General features: G+C 71.5%; 15 protein-coding genes. 6 read left to right on the top strand and 9 right to left on the bottom strand.

Annotation, left to right across the window (positions count from 1 at the left end):
• Positions 1-84 precede the first annotated feature (84 nt).
• Both ACP4E5_RS07930 and ACP4E5_RS07925 read left to right on the top strand, forming a co-directional pair.
• Positions 85-981: a dioxygenase family protein gene (locus ACP4E5_RS07930; RefSeq protein ID WP_425826324.1), complete on the top strand. Its 897-nt coding sequence runs from the start codon at positions 85-87 to the stop codon at positions 979-981.
• A 12-nt stretch (positions 982-993) separates the two neighbouring features.
• On the top strand, positions 994-2,061 hold the full coding sequence (locus ACP4E5_RS07925) for a maleylacetate reductase (RefSeq protein WP_425826322.1): 1,068 nt from the start codon (positions 994-996) through the stop codon (positions 2,059-2,061).
• 71 nt (positions 2,062-2,132) lie between these two features.
• On the opposite strand, the gene ACP4E5_RS07920 is transcribed toward ACP4E5_RS07925, so the two are convergent.
• From ACP4E5_RS07920 to ACP4E5_RS07895, 6 genes are read right to left on the bottom strand one after another with little or no spacing between them, the layout of a single operon-like run.
• Positions 2,133-2,582, bottom strand: a complete 450-nt coding sequence (locus tag ACP4E5_RS07920) for a hypothetical protein (RefSeq protein WP_425826320.1) — start codon at positions 2,580-2,582, stop codon at positions 2,133-2,135.
• 4 nt (positions 2,583-2,586) lie between these two features.
• Positions 2,587-3,597 (bottom strand): alpha/beta hydrolase fold domain-containing protein, encoded by a 1,011-nt coding sequence (locus tag ACP4E5_RS07915; protein WP_425826318.1) that lies wholly within the window; start codon positions 3,595-3,597, stop codon positions 2,587-2,589.
• Complete coding sequence (locus ACP4E5_RS07910; protein ID WP_425826316.1) at positions 3,587-3,985, bottom strand: metal-sulfur cluster assembly factor; 399 nt, start codon at positions 3,983-3,985, stop codon at positions 3,587-3,589. The genes ACP4E5_RS07915 and ACP4E5_RS07910 overlap by 11 nt, the downstream gene beginning before the upstream one ends.
• Entirely contained in the window at positions 3,982-5,055 is a 1,074-nt protein-coding gene (locus tag ACP4E5_RS07905; RefSeq protein WP_425826314.1) for an amidohydrolase family protein, read from the bottom strand. Before ACP4E5_RS07905 ends, ACP4E5_RS07910 begins: the two co-directional genes overlap by 4 nt.
• Positions 5,052-5,519: a GlcG/HbpS family heme-binding protein gene (locus ACP4E5_RS07900; protein WP_425826312.1), complete on the bottom strand. Its 468-nt coding sequence runs from the start codon at positions 5,517-5,519 to the stop codon at positions 5,052-5,054. The genes ACP4E5_RS07905 and ACP4E5_RS07900 overlap by 4 nt, the downstream gene beginning before the upstream one ends.
• A gap of 19 nt (positions 5,520-5,538) precedes the next feature.
• Positions 5,539-7,179, bottom strand: a complete 1,641-nt coding sequence (locus ACP4E5_RS07895; RefSeq protein ID WP_425826310.1) for a GMC family oxidoreductase — start codon at positions 7,177-7,179, stop codon at positions 5,539-5,541.
• Positions 7,180-7,522: 343 nt separating this feature from the next.
• Here ACP4E5_RS07895 and ACP4E5_RS07890 point away from each other — a divergent pair, with 343 nt between their 5' ends.
• Genes ACP4E5_RS07890 through ACP4E5_RS07880 form a run of 3 tightly spaced genes read left to right on the top strand, consistent with a single transcriptional unit; the run spans position 7,523 to position 10,121 of the window.
• Positions 7,523-8,776 carry a Rieske 2Fe-2S domain-containing protein gene (locus ACP4E5_RS07890; RefSeq protein ID WP_425826308.1) on the top strand — a complete coding sequence of 418 codons (1,254 nt, stop codon included), beginning with the start codon at positions 7,523-7,525 and terminating at the stop codon, positions 8,774-8,776.
• Positions 8,773-9,729 (top strand): PDR/VanB family oxidoreductase, encoded by a 957-nt coding sequence (locus ACP4E5_RS07885; protein WP_425826306.1) that lies wholly within the window; start codon positions 8,773-8,775, stop codon positions 9,727-9,729. Before ACP4E5_RS07890 ends, ACP4E5_RS07885 begins: the two co-directional genes overlap by 4 nt.
• Positions 9,726-10,121 (top strand): nuclear transport factor 2 family protein, encoded by a 396-nt coding sequence (locus tag ACP4E5_RS07880; RefSeq protein WP_425826304.1) that lies wholly within the window; start codon positions 9,726-9,728, stop codon positions 10,119-10,121. The genes ACP4E5_RS07885 and ACP4E5_RS07880 overlap by 4 nt, the downstream gene beginning before the upstream one ends.
• 4 nt (positions 10,122-10,125) lie before the next feature.
• On the opposite strand, the gene ACP4E5_RS07875 is transcribed toward ACP4E5_RS07880, so the two are convergent.
• A complete protein-coding gene (locus ACP4E5_RS07875; RefSeq protein ID WP_425826302.1) occupies positions 10,126-10,806 on the bottom strand; it encodes a TetR/AcrR family transcriptional regulator in 681 nt (226 codons plus the stop codon).
• 46 nt (positions 10,807-10,852) lie between these two features.
• A complete protein-coding gene (locus ACP4E5_RS07870) occupies positions 10,853-11,518 on the bottom strand; it encodes a TetR/AcrR family transcriptional regulator (RefSeq protein ID WP_425826300.1) in 666 nt (221 codons plus the stop codon).
• Positions 11,519-11,649: 131 nt separating this feature from the next.
• On the opposite strand from ACP4E5_RS07870, the gene ACP4E5_RS07865 reads away from it, so the two are divergent.
• Complete coding sequence (locus tag ACP4E5_RS07865) at positions 11,650-12,864, top strand: FAD-dependent monooxygenase (RefSeq protein WP_425826298.1); 1,215 nt, start codon at positions 11,650-11,652, stop codon at positions 12,862-12,864.
• Between the two features lie 61 nt (positions 12,865-12,925).
• Here ACP4E5_RS07865 and ACP4E5_RS07860 read toward each other — a convergent pair whose 3' ends face one another.
• Positions 12,926-15,319, bottom strand: a complete 2,394-nt coding sequence (locus ACP4E5_RS07860) for an MFS transporter (RefSeq protein ID WP_425826296.1) — start codon at positions 15,317-15,319, stop codon at positions 12,926-12,928.
• Between the last annotated feature and the right edge of the window lie 123 nt (positions 15,320-15,442).

Here is a 15,442-nt window from a genome sequence, read left to right as displayed (position 1 = left end):
CCGACGACACCACCTTCGACAACACCTCCGACACCAGCCTTGACACCACTCTCGACACCGTCGTCGACAGGAGGAGCACCCCCCATGACCCCAGCCACGCCCCACGCCGTCCCGGACCAGCAACGCCAGGTGGAGGACGAGCTCGTACGGACCGTGCTCGCGTCGTTCCAGGACACCGAGGACCCCCGCCTCAAGGAACTCATGCAGTCCCTGGTCCGGCATCTGCACTCCTTCATACGAGAGGTACGCCTGACGGAGTCGGAGTGGCAGCAGGCGATCGACTTCCTCACCGCGGCCGGACACATCACCACCGACCGCCGTCAGGAGTTCGTGCTGCTGTCCGACGTCCTCGGTGCCTCGATGCAGACCATCAACGTCAACCACGAGGCGGGCGGCGGCGCCACCGAGGCAACGGTCGTCGGCCCCTTCTTCGTCGAGGGATCGCCCGAGATCCCCATCGGCGGCGACCTGGCGGCCGACGCCCCGGGAGAGCCCTGCTGGGTCGAGGGCACGGTCACCGACACCGAGGGAAATCCCGTACCAGGAGCGCGACTTGAGGTCTGGGAAGCGGACGACGACGGCTTCTACGACGTGCAGTACGACGGCGGCCGGGTGGCCGGGCGCGCGCACCTCTTCACCGACGACCAGGGCGCGTACGCCTTCTGGGGGCTGACGCCCACCCCGTACCCCATTCCGCACGACGGCCCGGTGGGCAGGCTGCTCGACCATGCTGGGCGCTCGCCGCTGCGCGCGCCCCATCTGCACTTCATGGCCACGGCGCCCGGACTGCGCACGCTCATCACGCACATCTTCGTCGAGGGCGACGAACTGCTCGCCCGGGACGCGGTGTTCGGCGTCAAGGAGTCCCTCGTCAAGAAGTTCACCCGGCACGAGGGCGGCACGCCGACCCCGGACGGTCGCGCGTTGTCCGACCGCACATGGTCCCGCGTGCGGTTCGACATCGTGTTGCAACAGGCTTAGGAGGCAGGGGACATGAGGTTCGAGCACGAGACCCTCGCCCAGCGCGTGTGCTTCGCGACCGGCGAGGCGCGGGCGACGGTACGGGCCGAGGTGGAACGCCTCGGCGGTGCGCGCGTGATGGTGATCTCGTCGGCGTACGAGGCTCACCTCGCCAAGGCCGTCACCTCCGACGTTCCTGTGGTGCTGCACCACGACGAGGTGGTGATGCACGTGCCGGTCGATACGGCCGAGCGGGCCCGCGCCGCCGCTGCCTCGCACGACGTGGACCTGGTGGTCAGCGTCGGCGGCGGCTCGACGACCGGCCTGGCCAAGGCGGTCGCGCTGACCACAGGTCTGCCGATCGTGGCCGTCCCCACGACGTACGCGGGATCCGAGGCGACCAGTGTCTGGGGCCTCACCGAAGGGGCCCGGAAGGCGACCGGCGTCGACGCCCGCGTCCTGCCCCGCACGATCGTGTACGACGCCGAGCTGACCCTGTCGCTGCCCGTCGCGATGAGCGTCGCCTCGGGGCTCAACGCCCTTGCCCACTGCGGCGATTCGATGTGGGCGCCGCGCACCGACCCGGTGGACCAGGCGCTCGCGGGGGAGGGGATCCGTGCCCTCGACGCCGGACTGCCCGCGGTGGTGGACGACCCGTCGGGGCACGCGGGGCGCGAGCAGATGCTCTACGGGGCGTACCTGTCGGCCGTCGCGTTCTCGTCCGCCGGATCGGGGCTGCACCACAAGATCTGCCATGTGCTGGGCGGCCGGTACGGACTGCCGCACGCCGAGACGCACGCGGTGGTGCTGCCGTACGTGCTCGCCTTCAACGCCCCGGCCGCTCCGTCGGCCGAGCGGCGGATCGCGGAGGCCTTCGGGGCGGCAACTGCCCTGGAAGGTCTCCAGCGGCTGCGGCGCGCGGTGGACGCGCCGACCGCGCTGTGTGATCACGGGTTCGCGGAGTCCGACGTCGACGACGCCGTTGCGGCGATCCTCGAAGCGGCCCCGCCGAGCAACCCGCGCCCGGTGACGGCCGAGGGCGTACGCCGACTGCTGCGGGCCGCGTGGGAGGGTGCGGACCCGTCGGAGGCGGCGAGCTGAACAACGTAGGAGAGGGCCGGCGTACCGAAGCGGTGTGCCGGCCCTCTCTTGTGCGTGAACTCGCTTTGTTCCTACGGGCGTTGCCGGGGTCCCCGATGCGGACGGTCACCGGCGGCGAGAGTGGCCGTGGCGAGCAGGCCGCCCGCCAGTGCCACGTTCTTGAGGAACTCGCCCTTCTGCTTCGCGCGCCCGGGCCCCTCCGGCTGCTTCCAGAAGGGGAACGCGGCCAGGGTGGTCGGCACGAGCGAGCCCACGAGCGCCGTCGCGCACACGCCGGAGGCGCGGCCCGTGGCGAGCCCGGCCCCGGCGGCGACGTGAACGGCCGCGTTCAGGCGTACCAGTTGGCGGTCGGTCACCCGGTCGAGGAGCGGTGTCGAGGCCCGGAGTCGCTGGAGAAGGGGGCCCGCGGCCTGGGCCGGGCCGTCAGGATGGCGCCACACATGGCGGCCGCCGGAGACGAACACCGCCGCCAGGGCGAGTCGGGACGCGACCCGTCCCACGGCGTGGGGGCGCAGTGACACCAACTCATGCATTCCATGGGTCCGTTCGCAGATGTCGGTCGAAGAAGCGCTCGACGAGCGCGGGGGAGAGGGACACCGGACGTTCGGTGCCCGGGGCGCGGGAGGAGTGCAGCGTGCCCGGCAGCGGGCACCGCTCCCAGTCACCCGAGTTGAGGAAGCCGTGGTCGGCGCCGTGGACCAGGATGAGATGGGACTCGGCGCCGGCCGCGAGCAGTGTGTCGTACAGGCGGCGACTCTGTGCCGGACCGATCAGCAGGTCGGCGTCACCGTGCAGCAGAAGCACGGGCGGTACGTGCGCGTGGACCTGCCGGGCCGGGCTCGCGTCGGCGGCGGCGCTGGACCTGGATGCCGGGGCACCGCCGAGCAGGTTCCAGGCCGGGTCGGAGAGGTCCACACCGAGGACGCCGCCCGGCAAGGCGTCGTCGTCCAAGTGCGCCAAGTCCGTAGGGGGATAACCCGCCACCACGGCGCGTACCGAACCCGCGGCGGGTTCCGCTGAGGAGTCGGAGAACGCGGCGAGCAGTGCCAGGTGTCCGCCCGCCGAACTGCCCCACAGGCCGATCGCACCCGCGTCCAGGCCGTGGTCGTCGGCGATGGCACGCAGATGGCCGAGCGCGGCGAGCACGTCGTCCCGTTGCGCGGGCCAGCGGTCGACGTCGGACGAGCGGTACTCGATGTCGGCCATGGCGTAGCCGCGCTCGGCGAACAGGCGGGTCAACCGCGGCCCCACGCCCCGCCGTTGGCCGCGCCAGCCGCCGCCCGGCAGCCACACGACGACCGGTGTCGGGGCGGGCGAACCCTGCGGGAGGTAGAGGTCCATGCGCAGTTCCGCCCGGCCCCCGTCGGTCGTGCGCGGCGTGCTGAAGACGAGGTCGCGCATGACGCGCACGGGTGGCGGATCCAGTCGCTCCGGGGGCCTGGGCGCGCGGCTGAGGCCCTCCATGTAGCGGCCCATGACGGCGGCGTTGCGCGCGGTGATCCCAGCATGCCCGGTCGTCGTGGTGTCATCGCTCACCGGTGTGTCCCTCCGGGGGAGTGGCGATGAGGGGCAGTCGGCGGCGTGCGCCCGCGCGGTGTTCGGTGAGCCGCTGGCGGTACTCGGGCGCGAGTCTCTCCTCGGACCAGTCCAGGCCCTCGTCGAGTGACACCTCGACCGCGCGGACGTCGGGGAGCGCCGCGAGCCTGGCCTCCGCCTCGCTCGCGAACGAGCCGATCAGGAGGCAGCTCGGCTCGGTGACCCCGACGGTCACCGCGATACGGGTGCCGCCGGAGGGCTCGTCGTCGACGCGGATGTCCCGGACGAGACCCATGTCGACGAGGCCCGCCGGAACTCCGGCGGTGATGCTGCACGGATCGATGATCTCGTTGAGCGCGGCCCGGACGTCCGCCTCCGTGGCCGTCACCGGGCACCCGCGACGTCCGCCGCCGGCTCGATGCGGCCTCCCCACGGCGGCGCCAGCTCGGTGGTGTCGAACTCGTCGCCCCGGATGCGCGAGCGCAGGCCGGCCTCGTCGATGCCGTGCATCCGGAGGAAGTTGCGGCCGAGGATGTCGGCCTTGACGTCCTTGGTCAGTTCGGGGACGCCGTACCCCTCGACCAGTTCGCGGGGCATCTCGAAGTCCCAGAACGCCTCGATGACCGGCCGCGGGTGGACGGCGTCGCAGCCCGTCGCCCAGATGATCCGGTCGCCCGCCCCGGCCGCAAGGAACGCGCCCATGGCCTGCGCGAACCGCTGTGGCGCGTACACCGCCATGAACGACGTCGCCTCCAGGTTCACCCAGATGTTGCGGAACGACTCCAGCTGGAGCGCCGTCTCCTCGACGAAGGCCATGCCGCCGTGCACGACCTCGAAGGTCAGGTCGGGGAAGGCGAGCGCCGCTGCCTCGACGTCGGCCATGCCGAGCGCCGAGGACGGGCCAGGGCCCACCGGGAGCGCCTTGTGGATGGCCACGACCTTGATGCCGTGGTGCCTGGCCCGCTCGAACACCGGGAAACAGACCTCGGGGTCGCCCATGTCCAGGGCGGTGACTCGGCCTTCGACGACATCGATCGGGTACAGCTTGAGGGCGTTCACCCGGTGTTTCTCGACCAGTTCGTCCACTCGGTCCACGGCGCCGGGACGCAGCGGGGACACCGCTCCGTAGATCAGCACGCGCTCCGGCCACTTCTCGCGCATCTCCAGGCCGTGGACCAGCGCGGACCCGCCGTCGCGGAAGTGCCCGTAAATGGGGGTCTCGTGGAAGGCGATGACATCGGTCTGGCTCTCGGCGAGCAGCGCCCGGCCGATGATGTCCGAGCCCGCGCCCTGCATGTAGGTGGAGCGTTCGAGGGTGTACGCGGGGCCGCTGGTGCGCCGGTGCAGGTGGTAGAGGTGTTCGCCGATGGCGGCGCCGACGTGCTCGTTCACGCAGTTCTCGGGCCGGAAGTTGTAGTTGTGGGCCACGCCCTCGACGACGAGGTTGCCTTCGATCATGGTGTGTTCTTCTCCGGGAGTCGGTTCCGTACGGGGTCGGGTCGGGCCGTCAGGTGCGCGACGGCCTCCAGGGCGCGGGCCGCGCACCTCTCGTCGCTGTCGCCGTCCGCTCCTCCGACGCCGATCGCGCCGATGACCTCGCCGTCTTCGACGGTGATGGGCAACCCGCCGATGACGGGCAGGAGTTGGGGGTCGGTGAGGTGGGCGGGCGCCGCGGCCATCGCGGGGGAGGCCGCGAGAGCCGCGAACTCGGCCGTCGGCACCCCGGTCACGGCGGCCGTGTACGCCTTGCGGCGCGCGGTCTCGACGCCGATCGGGCCCACGCCGTCGTCGGTGAGGACCACCTTCGTGATCCCGCTGCGGTTGACGACGGCGGCGCTGACGCGCAGCCCCTCGGCCCGCGCCGCCTCCAGGGCCGCCTCGGCTGCGGTGCGGGCGATGTCGTACGACAGGGGTTCTCTCATGCCGGTGGCCTTTCGCGGATCATGCCGGTGTCCTCTCGCGGATCAGGTCGGCCGCCTTCTCGGCGACGGCGATGACGGTGGCGTTGATGTTGGCGCCCGGCACGCTCGGCAGCACCGACGCGTCCACGACGCGCAGCCCGCGCACACCGCGGACGCGCAGTTCGGGATCGACCACGGCGTCCTCGGACGTGCCGATGGCGCAGGTGCCGCAGGCGTGGTTGGCGGACCCGGCATGCTCGCGCAGGTAGGCGTCGAGGTCGTCGTCGGTACGCACGTCAGGGCCCGGCGCGAGCTCGGCCCGGATCATCGGCGCGACCTCGGGGCTGCGCAGGATCGCGCGGGTCGTACGGACGCATGCGCGCAGCGCTGCCACGTCCGCGGCCTCGGTGAGCAGGTTGAACGTGATGCGCGGGGCGTCGGCAGGATCGGCCGAGCGCAGCCGCACCTCGCCCCTGCTGAGCGGTGTGCCGACGGCGTTGAGCGCGAGGCAGTTCCGGTCGCGCAGCGGGCGGATGCCGGGGAACCAGGGCCGGGCCGCGAAGCCGCCGGCGATGATGCCGAGGAACGCGTCGGGCCGGTCGAGTTCGGGGCGGGTGCGGATGTACGCGGACAGAAACTCCGGCATCCGCGCCAGGGGCCCCGTGCCCGTCACGAGCCAGCGCAGGGCATGCCGGGCGAGACGGTCGGCGCGCAGTCGCTCGTGGAAGGTCACCGGGTCGAGGACGTCGAACAGGACCGGCACGGCCGGGTGTTCCTGGAGGTTCTTGCCGACGCCCGGCAGGTCGATGACCGGGGTGATGCCGTGGCCGGTCAGGTCGTCGGCCGCTCCGACACCCGAACGCATGAGCAGTTGCGGCGAGTTGAAGGTGCCCGCGGACAGGACGACCTCCCGGTCGGCACGGATCACACGACTTCGCGTGCCCTTGAGGACGCGTACGCCGACGGCCTGCCCGTCCTTGAGGACGACCGTGTCGACGAGTACGCCGGTGAGCAGCGTGAGGTTGGGGTGGCGGCGCAGCGCGGGGCGCAGATAGGCGGCCGCCGTGCTGTGGCGGCGGCCCCGGTGGATCGCGGTCTCGTTCTGCCCGGCGCCCGTGGGATCGCCGCCCTGCGTCTGGTCCGGGAAGCCGATTCCGAGGGACCGCGCGCCCTGATCGAGGCGGCGCGCGAAGGGGCCGCGCTCCACGACCGACGACACGCCCACCGGCCCGTACCCGCCGTGGTGCTCGGTGTCGCCGCGCCAACTCCGCTCGGAACGGCGGAAGTACGGCAGCAGGTCGTCCCAACCCCAGCCGATGGCACCGGCCTTGGCCCAGTCGTCGTAGTCGAGGCGGTGCGCGCGGACGTGGGTGTTCCCGTTGATGGACCCCGTGCCGCCGACGAGCCGGCCGCGGGGGACCGGGACGCGTCGCCCGTTCAGGCTGGGCTCGGGCTCCGACTCGTAACCCCAGCTGATGGATTCGCGGCCGGACAACAGGCCGACCCCGACAGGGAGTTGGACCAGTAGGCCACGGTCTGCGGGTGGACCGGCCTCGATGAGCAGGACGCGCGTGTCGGCATCGGCGGCCAGGCGTGCGGCCAGGACGCAGCCCGCCGACCCGGCGCCGACGACGACGTAGTCGTACGTAGTGCGGGTGTCGCTGTCGTTTGCGGCGGTCATGTGGAAGGTCCGGGCATCGTCGTCTCCTTCGGCTGGGGAGGGAACGCGCGGGAGACGCTGAACTGCGGTGCTCGCGAGGCGCGTTCTCGGTTCGGGGCGTGCGGCGGCCGGGGCCCTCGACGGGGCCTGGTGCGGCGGCGCGGCGCCAACGTAACAGGACGGGGAGCGTCTCCGTCAGGGGTCTGCAAGTAATTCATCAAAGCAGGTCAGGGTCATTGACAGGATTTCATCAGGCTCGTACAAACGGCAGAGGCGCTTCTGGGGCCGCGCGATCCGCCGGTGCGGCCCGTCGCCTCAACGCCCCCTGCCCTGTCCTGCCTCAACGCCGAGGAGATGGTTCACGATGACCGAACCCACCGCGCCCGACACGGGCACCGGCTACGGCCGCAAGCCCTCCTCCCACGACGCCCGGCTGACCGAGACCGGTCCGGGCACCCCGATGGGCGAGGCGCTGCGCCGCTACTGGCAGCCGGTCGCCAGCTCCACCGCCCTCACCAGTGAAGTCCCGCACCGTACGCGGGTGTTGGGTGAGAACCTGGTCGTCTTCCGTGACGGCCAGGGCCGGCCCGGCGTCGTCTTCGAACGGTGCGCACACCGCGGCAGCAGCCTCTTCTACGGCCGCGTCGAAGAGGACGGCATCCGCTGCTGTTACCACGGCTGGAAGTTCGACGTACAGGGCCACTGCCTGGAGCAGGCCTGCGAACTCGACGGCGGCCGCCGCCGCGGCCTTGCCCGCCAGCCCTGGTACCCGGTCGAGGAACGCTACGGCCTTGTCTTCGCCTACATGGGCCCGCCCGACCGCAAACCGCCGCTGCCGCGCTACGACTGCCTCGAACCGCTGGGCGAGGGCGAGGAGTACTTCAGCTCCTGGCCGGTGCCCGGCTGCGAGGTCACCGGCATGGAACAGGACTACAACTGGCTCCAGTTGTTCGAGAACGCCGTGGATCCCGTCCACGCGTCCTGGCTGCACTCCACTCACAGCGGCTTTCAGTTCCAGGGCACCGGCACCACCGGCTTCCCGGAGAGCTACTACGACCCGGCAACCGTCGCGGAACGCGTCACGTACCACCGCACCGATCTCGGCGTGAAGTACGTGCAGCGCTACCAGGACAAGAAGGGTGACGACGGCGCGCTCATCGACCTGAACTGGTCGGTGGAGCTCCAACTGCCGAACATCATCGTGCTGCCCGACTTCATCAGGGTCACCCCCGACGCCCGCCACGACATGCTGGCCTGGGTGGTGCCCTCCGACGACACCCACCACCGGATGTTCTTCGCGATCCGCGCCGCCGACCCCGGCCGCATGGAGGCGTTCGCCTTCGGCATCAAGCAGAACGGCAAGAACAACTGGGAGTTGACCGAGGAGGAGAAGCAGCGCTTCCCCGGCGACTACGAGGCCCAGCGCTCCCAGGGTGACATCACCCGGCACTCCGAGGAGACCCTCGCCCCCTCCGACCGCGGCGTCGTCATGCTCCGCCGCATGCTGCGCACGATGATGGACGACGTCGAGGCGGGCCGCGACCCCCTCGGCGTCGGCGCGCCCGGCGAGCCCCTGCGGCAGGTCGAGTCCGGAGTCACCACGGCGGCCAGGACGTGAGCGTTCCCTGGATCGACGTGATCGTCGTGGCGCGGCACGACGCGACACCGAGGATCGCGGTCTTCGATCTGGCCAGGACCGACGGTGAGGAGCTGTGGGCCTACGAGCCGGGGGCCCACATCGACGTACAGGTCGGTGAGGCGGGAATCGTGCGGCAGTACTCGCTGTGCGGCCCGCCCGGTGTGCGCAAGCAGTACCGGATCGCCGTGCTCAACGACCCTGCGTCGCGCGGCGGTTCACGCGCCATGCACACCCTCGCCGAGGGCGACACACTGCGGATCGGCGCGCCCCGCAACCGGTTCGGACTCGCCCCCGTGCGCCGACACCTGCTCCTCGCGGGCGGTATCGGCGTCACCCCGCTGCTCTCGATGGCGCAGGCGCTCGACGCCGCCGGGGGCGACTACCACCTGCACTACTGCGCCCGCGGTCGCGCGGACGCGGCCTTCGCGGCGGACCTGGAGCGCCACCCGTGCGCCAGCCTCCACTACGACGACGGGGCCCAGCAGCAGCGCCTCGACCTGGCCCGGGACGTCGGCCCGCCGGACCCCGACACCGCGGTCTATGTCTGCGGGCCCGGCGGCTTCATGGACCATGTCCTCGCCGGGGCAGCCGAGTTGGGCTGGCCGCCGTCCGCCCTGCACAAGGAGCGCTTCAGCGCCTCGCCGCCGGAGCCGGTCGCCGGTGACGGCGGCAGCTTCACCGTGCGCCTGGCCACTACGGGCGCCGAGTACGAGGTGCCCGAGGACCAGAGCGTCCTCGACGTCCTGCTCGCGAACGGCGTCGACGCCCCCTTCTCTTGCGGACAGGGCATCTGCGGCGAGTGCGTCGTGCGCGTCCGGGCCGGCGAACCGGACCACCAGGACGACGTCCTGACCGACGACGAACACGCGCAGGGCCTCTTCACGCCCTGCTCGTCCCGGTCCCGAACTCCCCTTCTGGAGCTGGAACTTTGACCACGACAGCACCTCTCACGGTGGAAGAGGCCGAGCAGGCCTGGCTCGCCGCACAGACGGCGACCGACCCGGAAAAGCAGCTGCGGGCTCTCATGCACCCCGACTGCGTGGTCGTGCATGCCGCCGTCGGCCACCAGCACGGCGTCGACGACTATCTCGACTACGCGGGTCGCCTCGGCCGGACCGGCCGGGTGGACACCTACGACGTCACCGTCCGCCGCTTCGGCGCCACGGCGATCGTCAGCTGCCTCCAGGAGATGAGGATCGCGTTCGTTCCGGACACGACGCCGTTCGTCATCCAGGCCGCCGTGACCCGGGTCTGGGTGATGGACGAACAGGGCGCCTGGCACCTCGCCCACCAGCAACTGTCCCGGCGACTTCCGCCCGGCTGAGTCGCTACTCCTCCGTGCGACCGCTGTCGTTCGTCACGTCGCCGAGCGCCGCGATGATCCGCCCGATCTGCTCGGCGTAATGGTCGACGAACTCCGGTGACGCGGGGTCCTGCCCGGTGAACTCACGGGCGATCCACGGCAGTGCCACCGGCGCCACCGACGCGGCGAAGAACGCGAGGGACAGCACCCCCACGTCGATGTCGTCGCGGATCTCCCCGCGGGCCTGCCGTGCGCGCAGGTCCTCGACGCTCTTGAGCAGCTCGGTGGCGCGGTCGTCCTCGGCGGGCGGCCGCATCCCGGGTTCCTCGCGCGTGAGCGTGTGCACCCAGCCCGGATCCTCCTGGGCCATGCGCACGAAGCGGCCCACGGCCTCGGCGAAGGGCAGGTCGTGACTGACCGGCATCGCGGTCGACAGCCACCGCTCGCTCAGCGCCTCGTAGAGCCCCCGCTTGCCGCCGAAATAGTAGGTGATGAGTTGGTGACTCACGCCGGCTGCCCGCGCGATCCGGACGACCCGGGCCCCGTCGAACCCGTGCGTGCCGAACTCCGCGCCGGCCGCGGTCAGGATCGCCCGGCGCGTGCCCACGGGGTCGCGCTGTCGACCGGGGTCGCTGGGCTGCCTGCGCTGCCGCCGCTTCCCGGAACCGGCCGCCGGCCCGCCCGCTGTCGTCTCCTCCTCTGTCACGCCGACGACCCTACGCCAGCGCGGGAACCGTCGGGCCGCCGGAGCCTCACGTCATCGTCCGGTCGAACTCGTGCTGGTCGAGCGCCCGGTGGCCCAACGGGGTGGGGCGGTCCCGGTCGTTGCGGAGACCGTCCAGGAGCAGGATGACGTAGCGCTTCCACAGCTCGGGGGCGACGTCCCGGCTCGCCTGGGTGACGGCCCCGAGCATGAGCTGGATGAGAGGGAAGTCGGTCGGCTCGATGTCGTCGCGGAGCCGGCCGTCCCGCTGGGCGCGGGTGATGAGGGCGCTGACGGCCGGGGTGAGGCGTTCGCGTACGGCGGCCACCCGGGTCCTGCCGTGCGCGCTGTGCAGCAGGACGTCCCGCAGCCCCCGGTTGTCGGCGAACGCCTGCGCGGAGCCCAGGAAGAAGTGCACGAGGGCCTCCCAGGCGTCCTGGTGGGTCAGCGCCTCCTCCGCCTCGTCGAGCATCCGCCGCACCTCGTTCTCGAGGACGGACTCGACGAGCTCCTCGCGGTTGGCGAAGCGGCGGTAGGCGGTGCCGACGCCCACGCCCGCGTGGTGGGCGATGTCGTCGAGGGTGACCTCGAGGCCGCGTTGGGCGAAGACCTCCCGGGCGGCGGCGATCAGGCGCTGCCGGTTGCGTTCCGCGTCCGCCCGCAGCGGGCGCGCCGGGGTCTCGGGGTGCGGGGCGGGCGTGGTGCGTCGGCTCATGGTCCCACTGTACCGAGTTATGTGGAGATGGTTTCTCCACTTGGCTGGTATGGTGGGGTCCGTAATCGGAGATGGCTTCTCCACTTACTTGAGGGTTGCCTGAGAGTGGCCCGAAAGGGGACACGATCGCCATGGAGACACCCCGCGCCCTGATCGTCGGCATGGGCATCGGTGGCCTGGCCACGGCCATGCGCCTGCGAGAGATCGGCTGGGAACCGGTACTCGTCGAGCGCGCCCCGGCGCGGCGCCCCGCCGGCTACTTCGTCGGCCTCTTCGAGACCGGTCGTGCCACCGCACAGCGGATGGGCGTGCTCGACGCCATCGGCAACCGCGCCGACCCCGACGGCGTCACCTACGAAACCGACCGGTCCGGCCGCCGCCGCCCCGGCATGGGCTACGGCGACCTGCCCGGAGACCCGCGCCTCATCCTGCGCGGCGACATCGAGGCCGCGCTGTACGACACCGTCGTGCCCCGCACCGAGATCCGTTACGGCACCACACCCATAGCCGTCGACGAGCATCCCGAGGGCGTGGACGTCACCCTGCGCACCACCACCGATGGCGACATCGTCACCGAGACAACGGAGCGCTTCGACCTCGTCGTAGGGGCGGACGGCCTGCGCTCCACCGTGCGCCGCCTCGTCTTCGGGCCCGACCAGAAGTTCATGCGGTCGCTCCACCACATCATCGGCGCCACCGTCATCAAGGAGCCCGTGCCCGGCTACCGGCAGGGCGACGGCCTCATCCTGGCCGAACCCGGCCGCTCCGTATGGACGTTCCCCTTCCGCGACCACGAACCCGGCGTCCTCTTCAACTACCGCACCGACGACGAGGACGCCCAATTCCGCCGGCCGCCCATCGAGTCGCTGCGCCGCGCCTTCGGCCCCGAACCCGCGGGGCCCGTACTGGCCAACCTCCTCGACCAGTTCGAGCAGGCCGACGACCACCTCTTCGACTCCGTCCACCAGGTCGAGATGGGCACCTGGCACACCGACCGTGTCGTCCTGCTCGGCGACTCCGCGTGGTGCCTCACCCTCTACTCCGGCATGGGCGCGTCCACCGCCCTGGCCGGCGCCGACCTCCTGGGCACCCTGCTCCAGCGCAACCCGGGCAACACACCCCGCGCGCTGCGCGAGTGGGACCAGAAGCTGCGCCCCTTCATGAACATCCAGCAGAAGTCCGGCCGCACGCGGGGCCTTGCGATGTTCGTGCCCCAGACCCGCAAGGACGTCACCATGCGCGCCGTCACCGGGAAACTCACGGGCAATCCGGTGGGCAAGCGCGTCATGAAGCGCCTGATCGCCCAGGGGTTCAAGGAGAAGTCCATCGACATCGCCGCCGTCTGATGAACCGTTCTGAGAGGAGGCGCGAACCCGGGCCGGACGACAGTGTCCGGCCCGGGCCTCGTCACTCGCCGGGGTGGGCGAGTTCGATGTCGTGGCCGTCGACCCCGTGGCCCTGTACGGACAGGTGGGTGGCCTTCGGCGGGTAGCCGGTCGCGATGAGCGTGTACGCGCCGCCGTCCAGGTCCGCGAAGGCGTAGACACCGTCGCGGCCGGTGGCCATGGAGGCGACGACGTTGCCCGCGGTGTCGACGAGGGTCACCCGGGCGTCGGCCAGCGGCCCGCCCGCCGCCTCCACCACACCGCTCAGCCGAGAGCCGGCGGGCAGCTCGATCTCGGTCCTGGTGACGCCCTGCGCGCCGACCTCGACCGGTTGCGCGACCGGCCGGTACCCCGTCGCGGTCACCGCCAACGTCAGCTGCCCGGGGACGAGTTCGGTGAAGGAGAAGGTGCCGTCCGGTTCGGTGACACCGGCCGCGAGCACGTCGCCGCGCACATCTGCCGCGACCACCATGGCGCTGCCGACCGGCTGCCCGCCCTCGGCCGAAGTCACCGTGCCGACCAGGCCGCTGGTGCCGGAGAGCAGGATGTCGTACGAGATCGGCGCCTCGCCGACCACGACGGTGGAGGCCTGCGGCTGGGAGCCGTCGGCGGAGGCGATGAGGACGTAGCTGCCCGCGCCCGGCGCGTCGAGCCGGTACGAGCCGTCGGCGCGGACCACCGTGCGGCCCAACTGCCGCCCGCCCAGCGAGATCAAGGTGACGGCGGCCCCCGCCACGGGGGCGGCATCGGCCCCGCGGACGTGGCCGCTGATCGGCGTACCGACGGAGAGCGGGACCGTCTCGGCCCGGACCTCGGCGGCAGGTGTGTCGGCCGGCTCCGGCCCGGCGTGGCCCGCGGCCTTGCCGCGGATGCCGAGCACGGCGAGCACCGCGCCGATGACGGCGAGGACGCCCGTGACGAGGACGGCGGTGTGCACACCGTTCATGAACGCCGCCTGACTGCCCTCCGTCACCGCGGACTTGAGCTGCGCGGGCATCGCGTCGCTGACGGGCGAGACACCCATCGAGACCGCGTCCTTCGCCTCGTCGAGACGCGTGGCGACCGGCCCGGGCACCCCCGCGTCCGTCAGCTCACCGGTGAGTGTGGAGCCGACGCGACTGCTGATGAGCGAGACGAGCACCGATGTGCCGAGCGCGCCACCGATCTGCAGCGCGGTGGCCTGAAGGCCACCGGCGACCCCGCCGTCGCGGACGGGCGCGTTGCCGACGATGGCGTCGGAGGACGCGGACATCACCATGCCGACACCGAGTCCGAGCATGACGAACGGCACCCACATCGTGGTGTACGACGAGTCGGCGCTCCACGACAGCATCGTGAACGCGGCGGCCGCTTCGAGCGCCATGCCGACCGGCATGGAAAGACGCGGACCGTACTTGTCCGTCAGCTTGGCCCCGAGCGGCGCGGCCACCATGGACAGCAGGCTGAGCGGCAGGGTGCGGACACCGGACTCGACGGGTGAGTATCCGCGTACGTTCTGCAGATACAGCATCACGAAGAAGATCATGCCGAGCAGGATGAAGAAGTTCAGCGCGGTGACGATCGTTCCGATCGTCAGGGCCGGATTGCGGAAGAGCCGCATCGGCAGCAGCGGGTTCGTGACCCGGGTCTCGTACCAGCCGAACAGGACCAGGACGACGAGACCGGCGATGATCGAGCCGAGCGTGCCGCCCGAAGTCCAGCCCCACGTCTCGCCCTTGACGACGCCGAAGACGACGGCGAGGAGGCCGAGCGCGAGCAGCACGACGCCGGGCACGTCGAACTTCTCGCTCGCCGCCGCCTCGTTCTTGGACTGCGGCAGCACCAGGATGCTGAAGACGAACGCGATGACGCCGATGGGGGCGTTGATGTAGAAGACGGACTCCCAGTTGACGTGCTCGACGAGCAGTCCGCCGACGATCGGGCCGAGCGCGGTCGCGACGGACGAGATCATCGCCCAGATGCCGACCGCCATGCCGAACTTCTTCGGCGGGAACACCGCGCGCAGCAGCGCGAGTGTGTTGGGCATGAGCATCGCGCCGAAGACACCCTGCACGGCGCGGAAGGCGATGACACCCTCCACCGACCCGGCGAGACCGATGGCGACGGACGCGAGCGTGAACCCGACGACGCCGATCAGGTAGAGGGTGTGGCGGCCGAAGCGGTCGCCGAGCTTGCCGCCGAGGATGAGGGTGGCGGCGAGGGCCAGCAGATAGGAGTTGGTGACCCACTGCAGTTCGGCGGTGGTGGCGTTCAGGTCCTCGGCGATCGCGGAGTTGGCGATCGACACGACGGAGCCGTCGAGGCCCACCATGAACAGACCGAAGGCGACGGCGACCAGGGTCAGCCAGGGATTGGCGCGTCGGTCGCGGGGCGTGGTGGCCGACGTGGGCGCTGCGGGAGCAGCGGCAGCAGACATGGGCGAGGAATCCTCAAGACGTGTGGTGTGCGCCTGTGCGCGCGTGAATCGTGAATACGGGGGAGCACGCCCGGCCCCTTCCGTGGCAGCGGAAGGGGCGGTACGCGTACGGGAGTTGGCCGG

Origin of the sequence: Streptomyces fractus (assembly GCF_049844455.1) — a bacterium.
GTDB lineage: Bacteria > Actinomycetota > Actinomycetes > Streptomycetales > Streptomycetaceae > Streptomyces > Streptomyces fractus.
Note: the sequence above shows the minus strand (reverse complement) of the source record. Positions and strands in the feature narration are given on the sequence as shown.

Excerpts from the sequence above, each read along its gene's own strand:
- ACP4E5_RS07930 (WP_425826324.1), top strand. The coding sequence starts at position 85 with ATGACCCCAGCCACGCCCCACGCCGTCCCGGACCAGCAACGCCAGGTG.
- ACP4E5_RS07865 (WP_425826298.1), top strand. The coding sequence starts at position 11,650 with ATGGAGACACCCCGCGCCCTGATCGTCGGCATGGGCATCGGTGGCCTG.
- ACP4E5_RS07900 (WP_425826312.1), bottom strand. The coding sequence starts at position 5,519 with ATGAGAGAACCCCTGTCGTACGACATCGCCCGCACCGCAGCCGAGGCG.
- ACP4E5_RS07895 (WP_425826310.1), bottom strand. The coding sequence starts at position 7,179 with ATGACCGCCGCAAACGACAGCGACACCCGCACTACGTACGACTACGTC.
- ACP4E5_RS07905 (WP_425826314.1), bottom strand. The coding sequence starts at position 5,055 with ATGATCGAAGGCAACCTCGTCGTCGAGGGCGTGGCCCACAACTACAAC.
- ACP4E5_RS07890 (WP_425826308.1), top strand. The coding sequence starts at position 7,523 with ATGACCGAACCCACCGCGCCCGACACGGGCACCGGCTACGGCCGCAAG.
- ACP4E5_RS07860 (WP_425826296.1), bottom strand. The coding sequence starts at position 15,319 with ATGTCTGCTGCCGCTGCTCCCGCAGCGCCCACGTCGGCCACCACGCCC.
- ACP4E5_RS07925 (WP_425826322.1), top strand. The coding sequence starts at position 994 with ATGAGGTTCGAGCACGAGACCCTCGCCCAGCGCGTGTGCTTCGCGACC.
- ACP4E5_RS07870 (WP_425826300.1), bottom strand. The coding sequence starts at position 11,518 with ATGAGCCGACGCACCACGCCCGCCCCGCACCCCGAGACCCCGGCGCGC.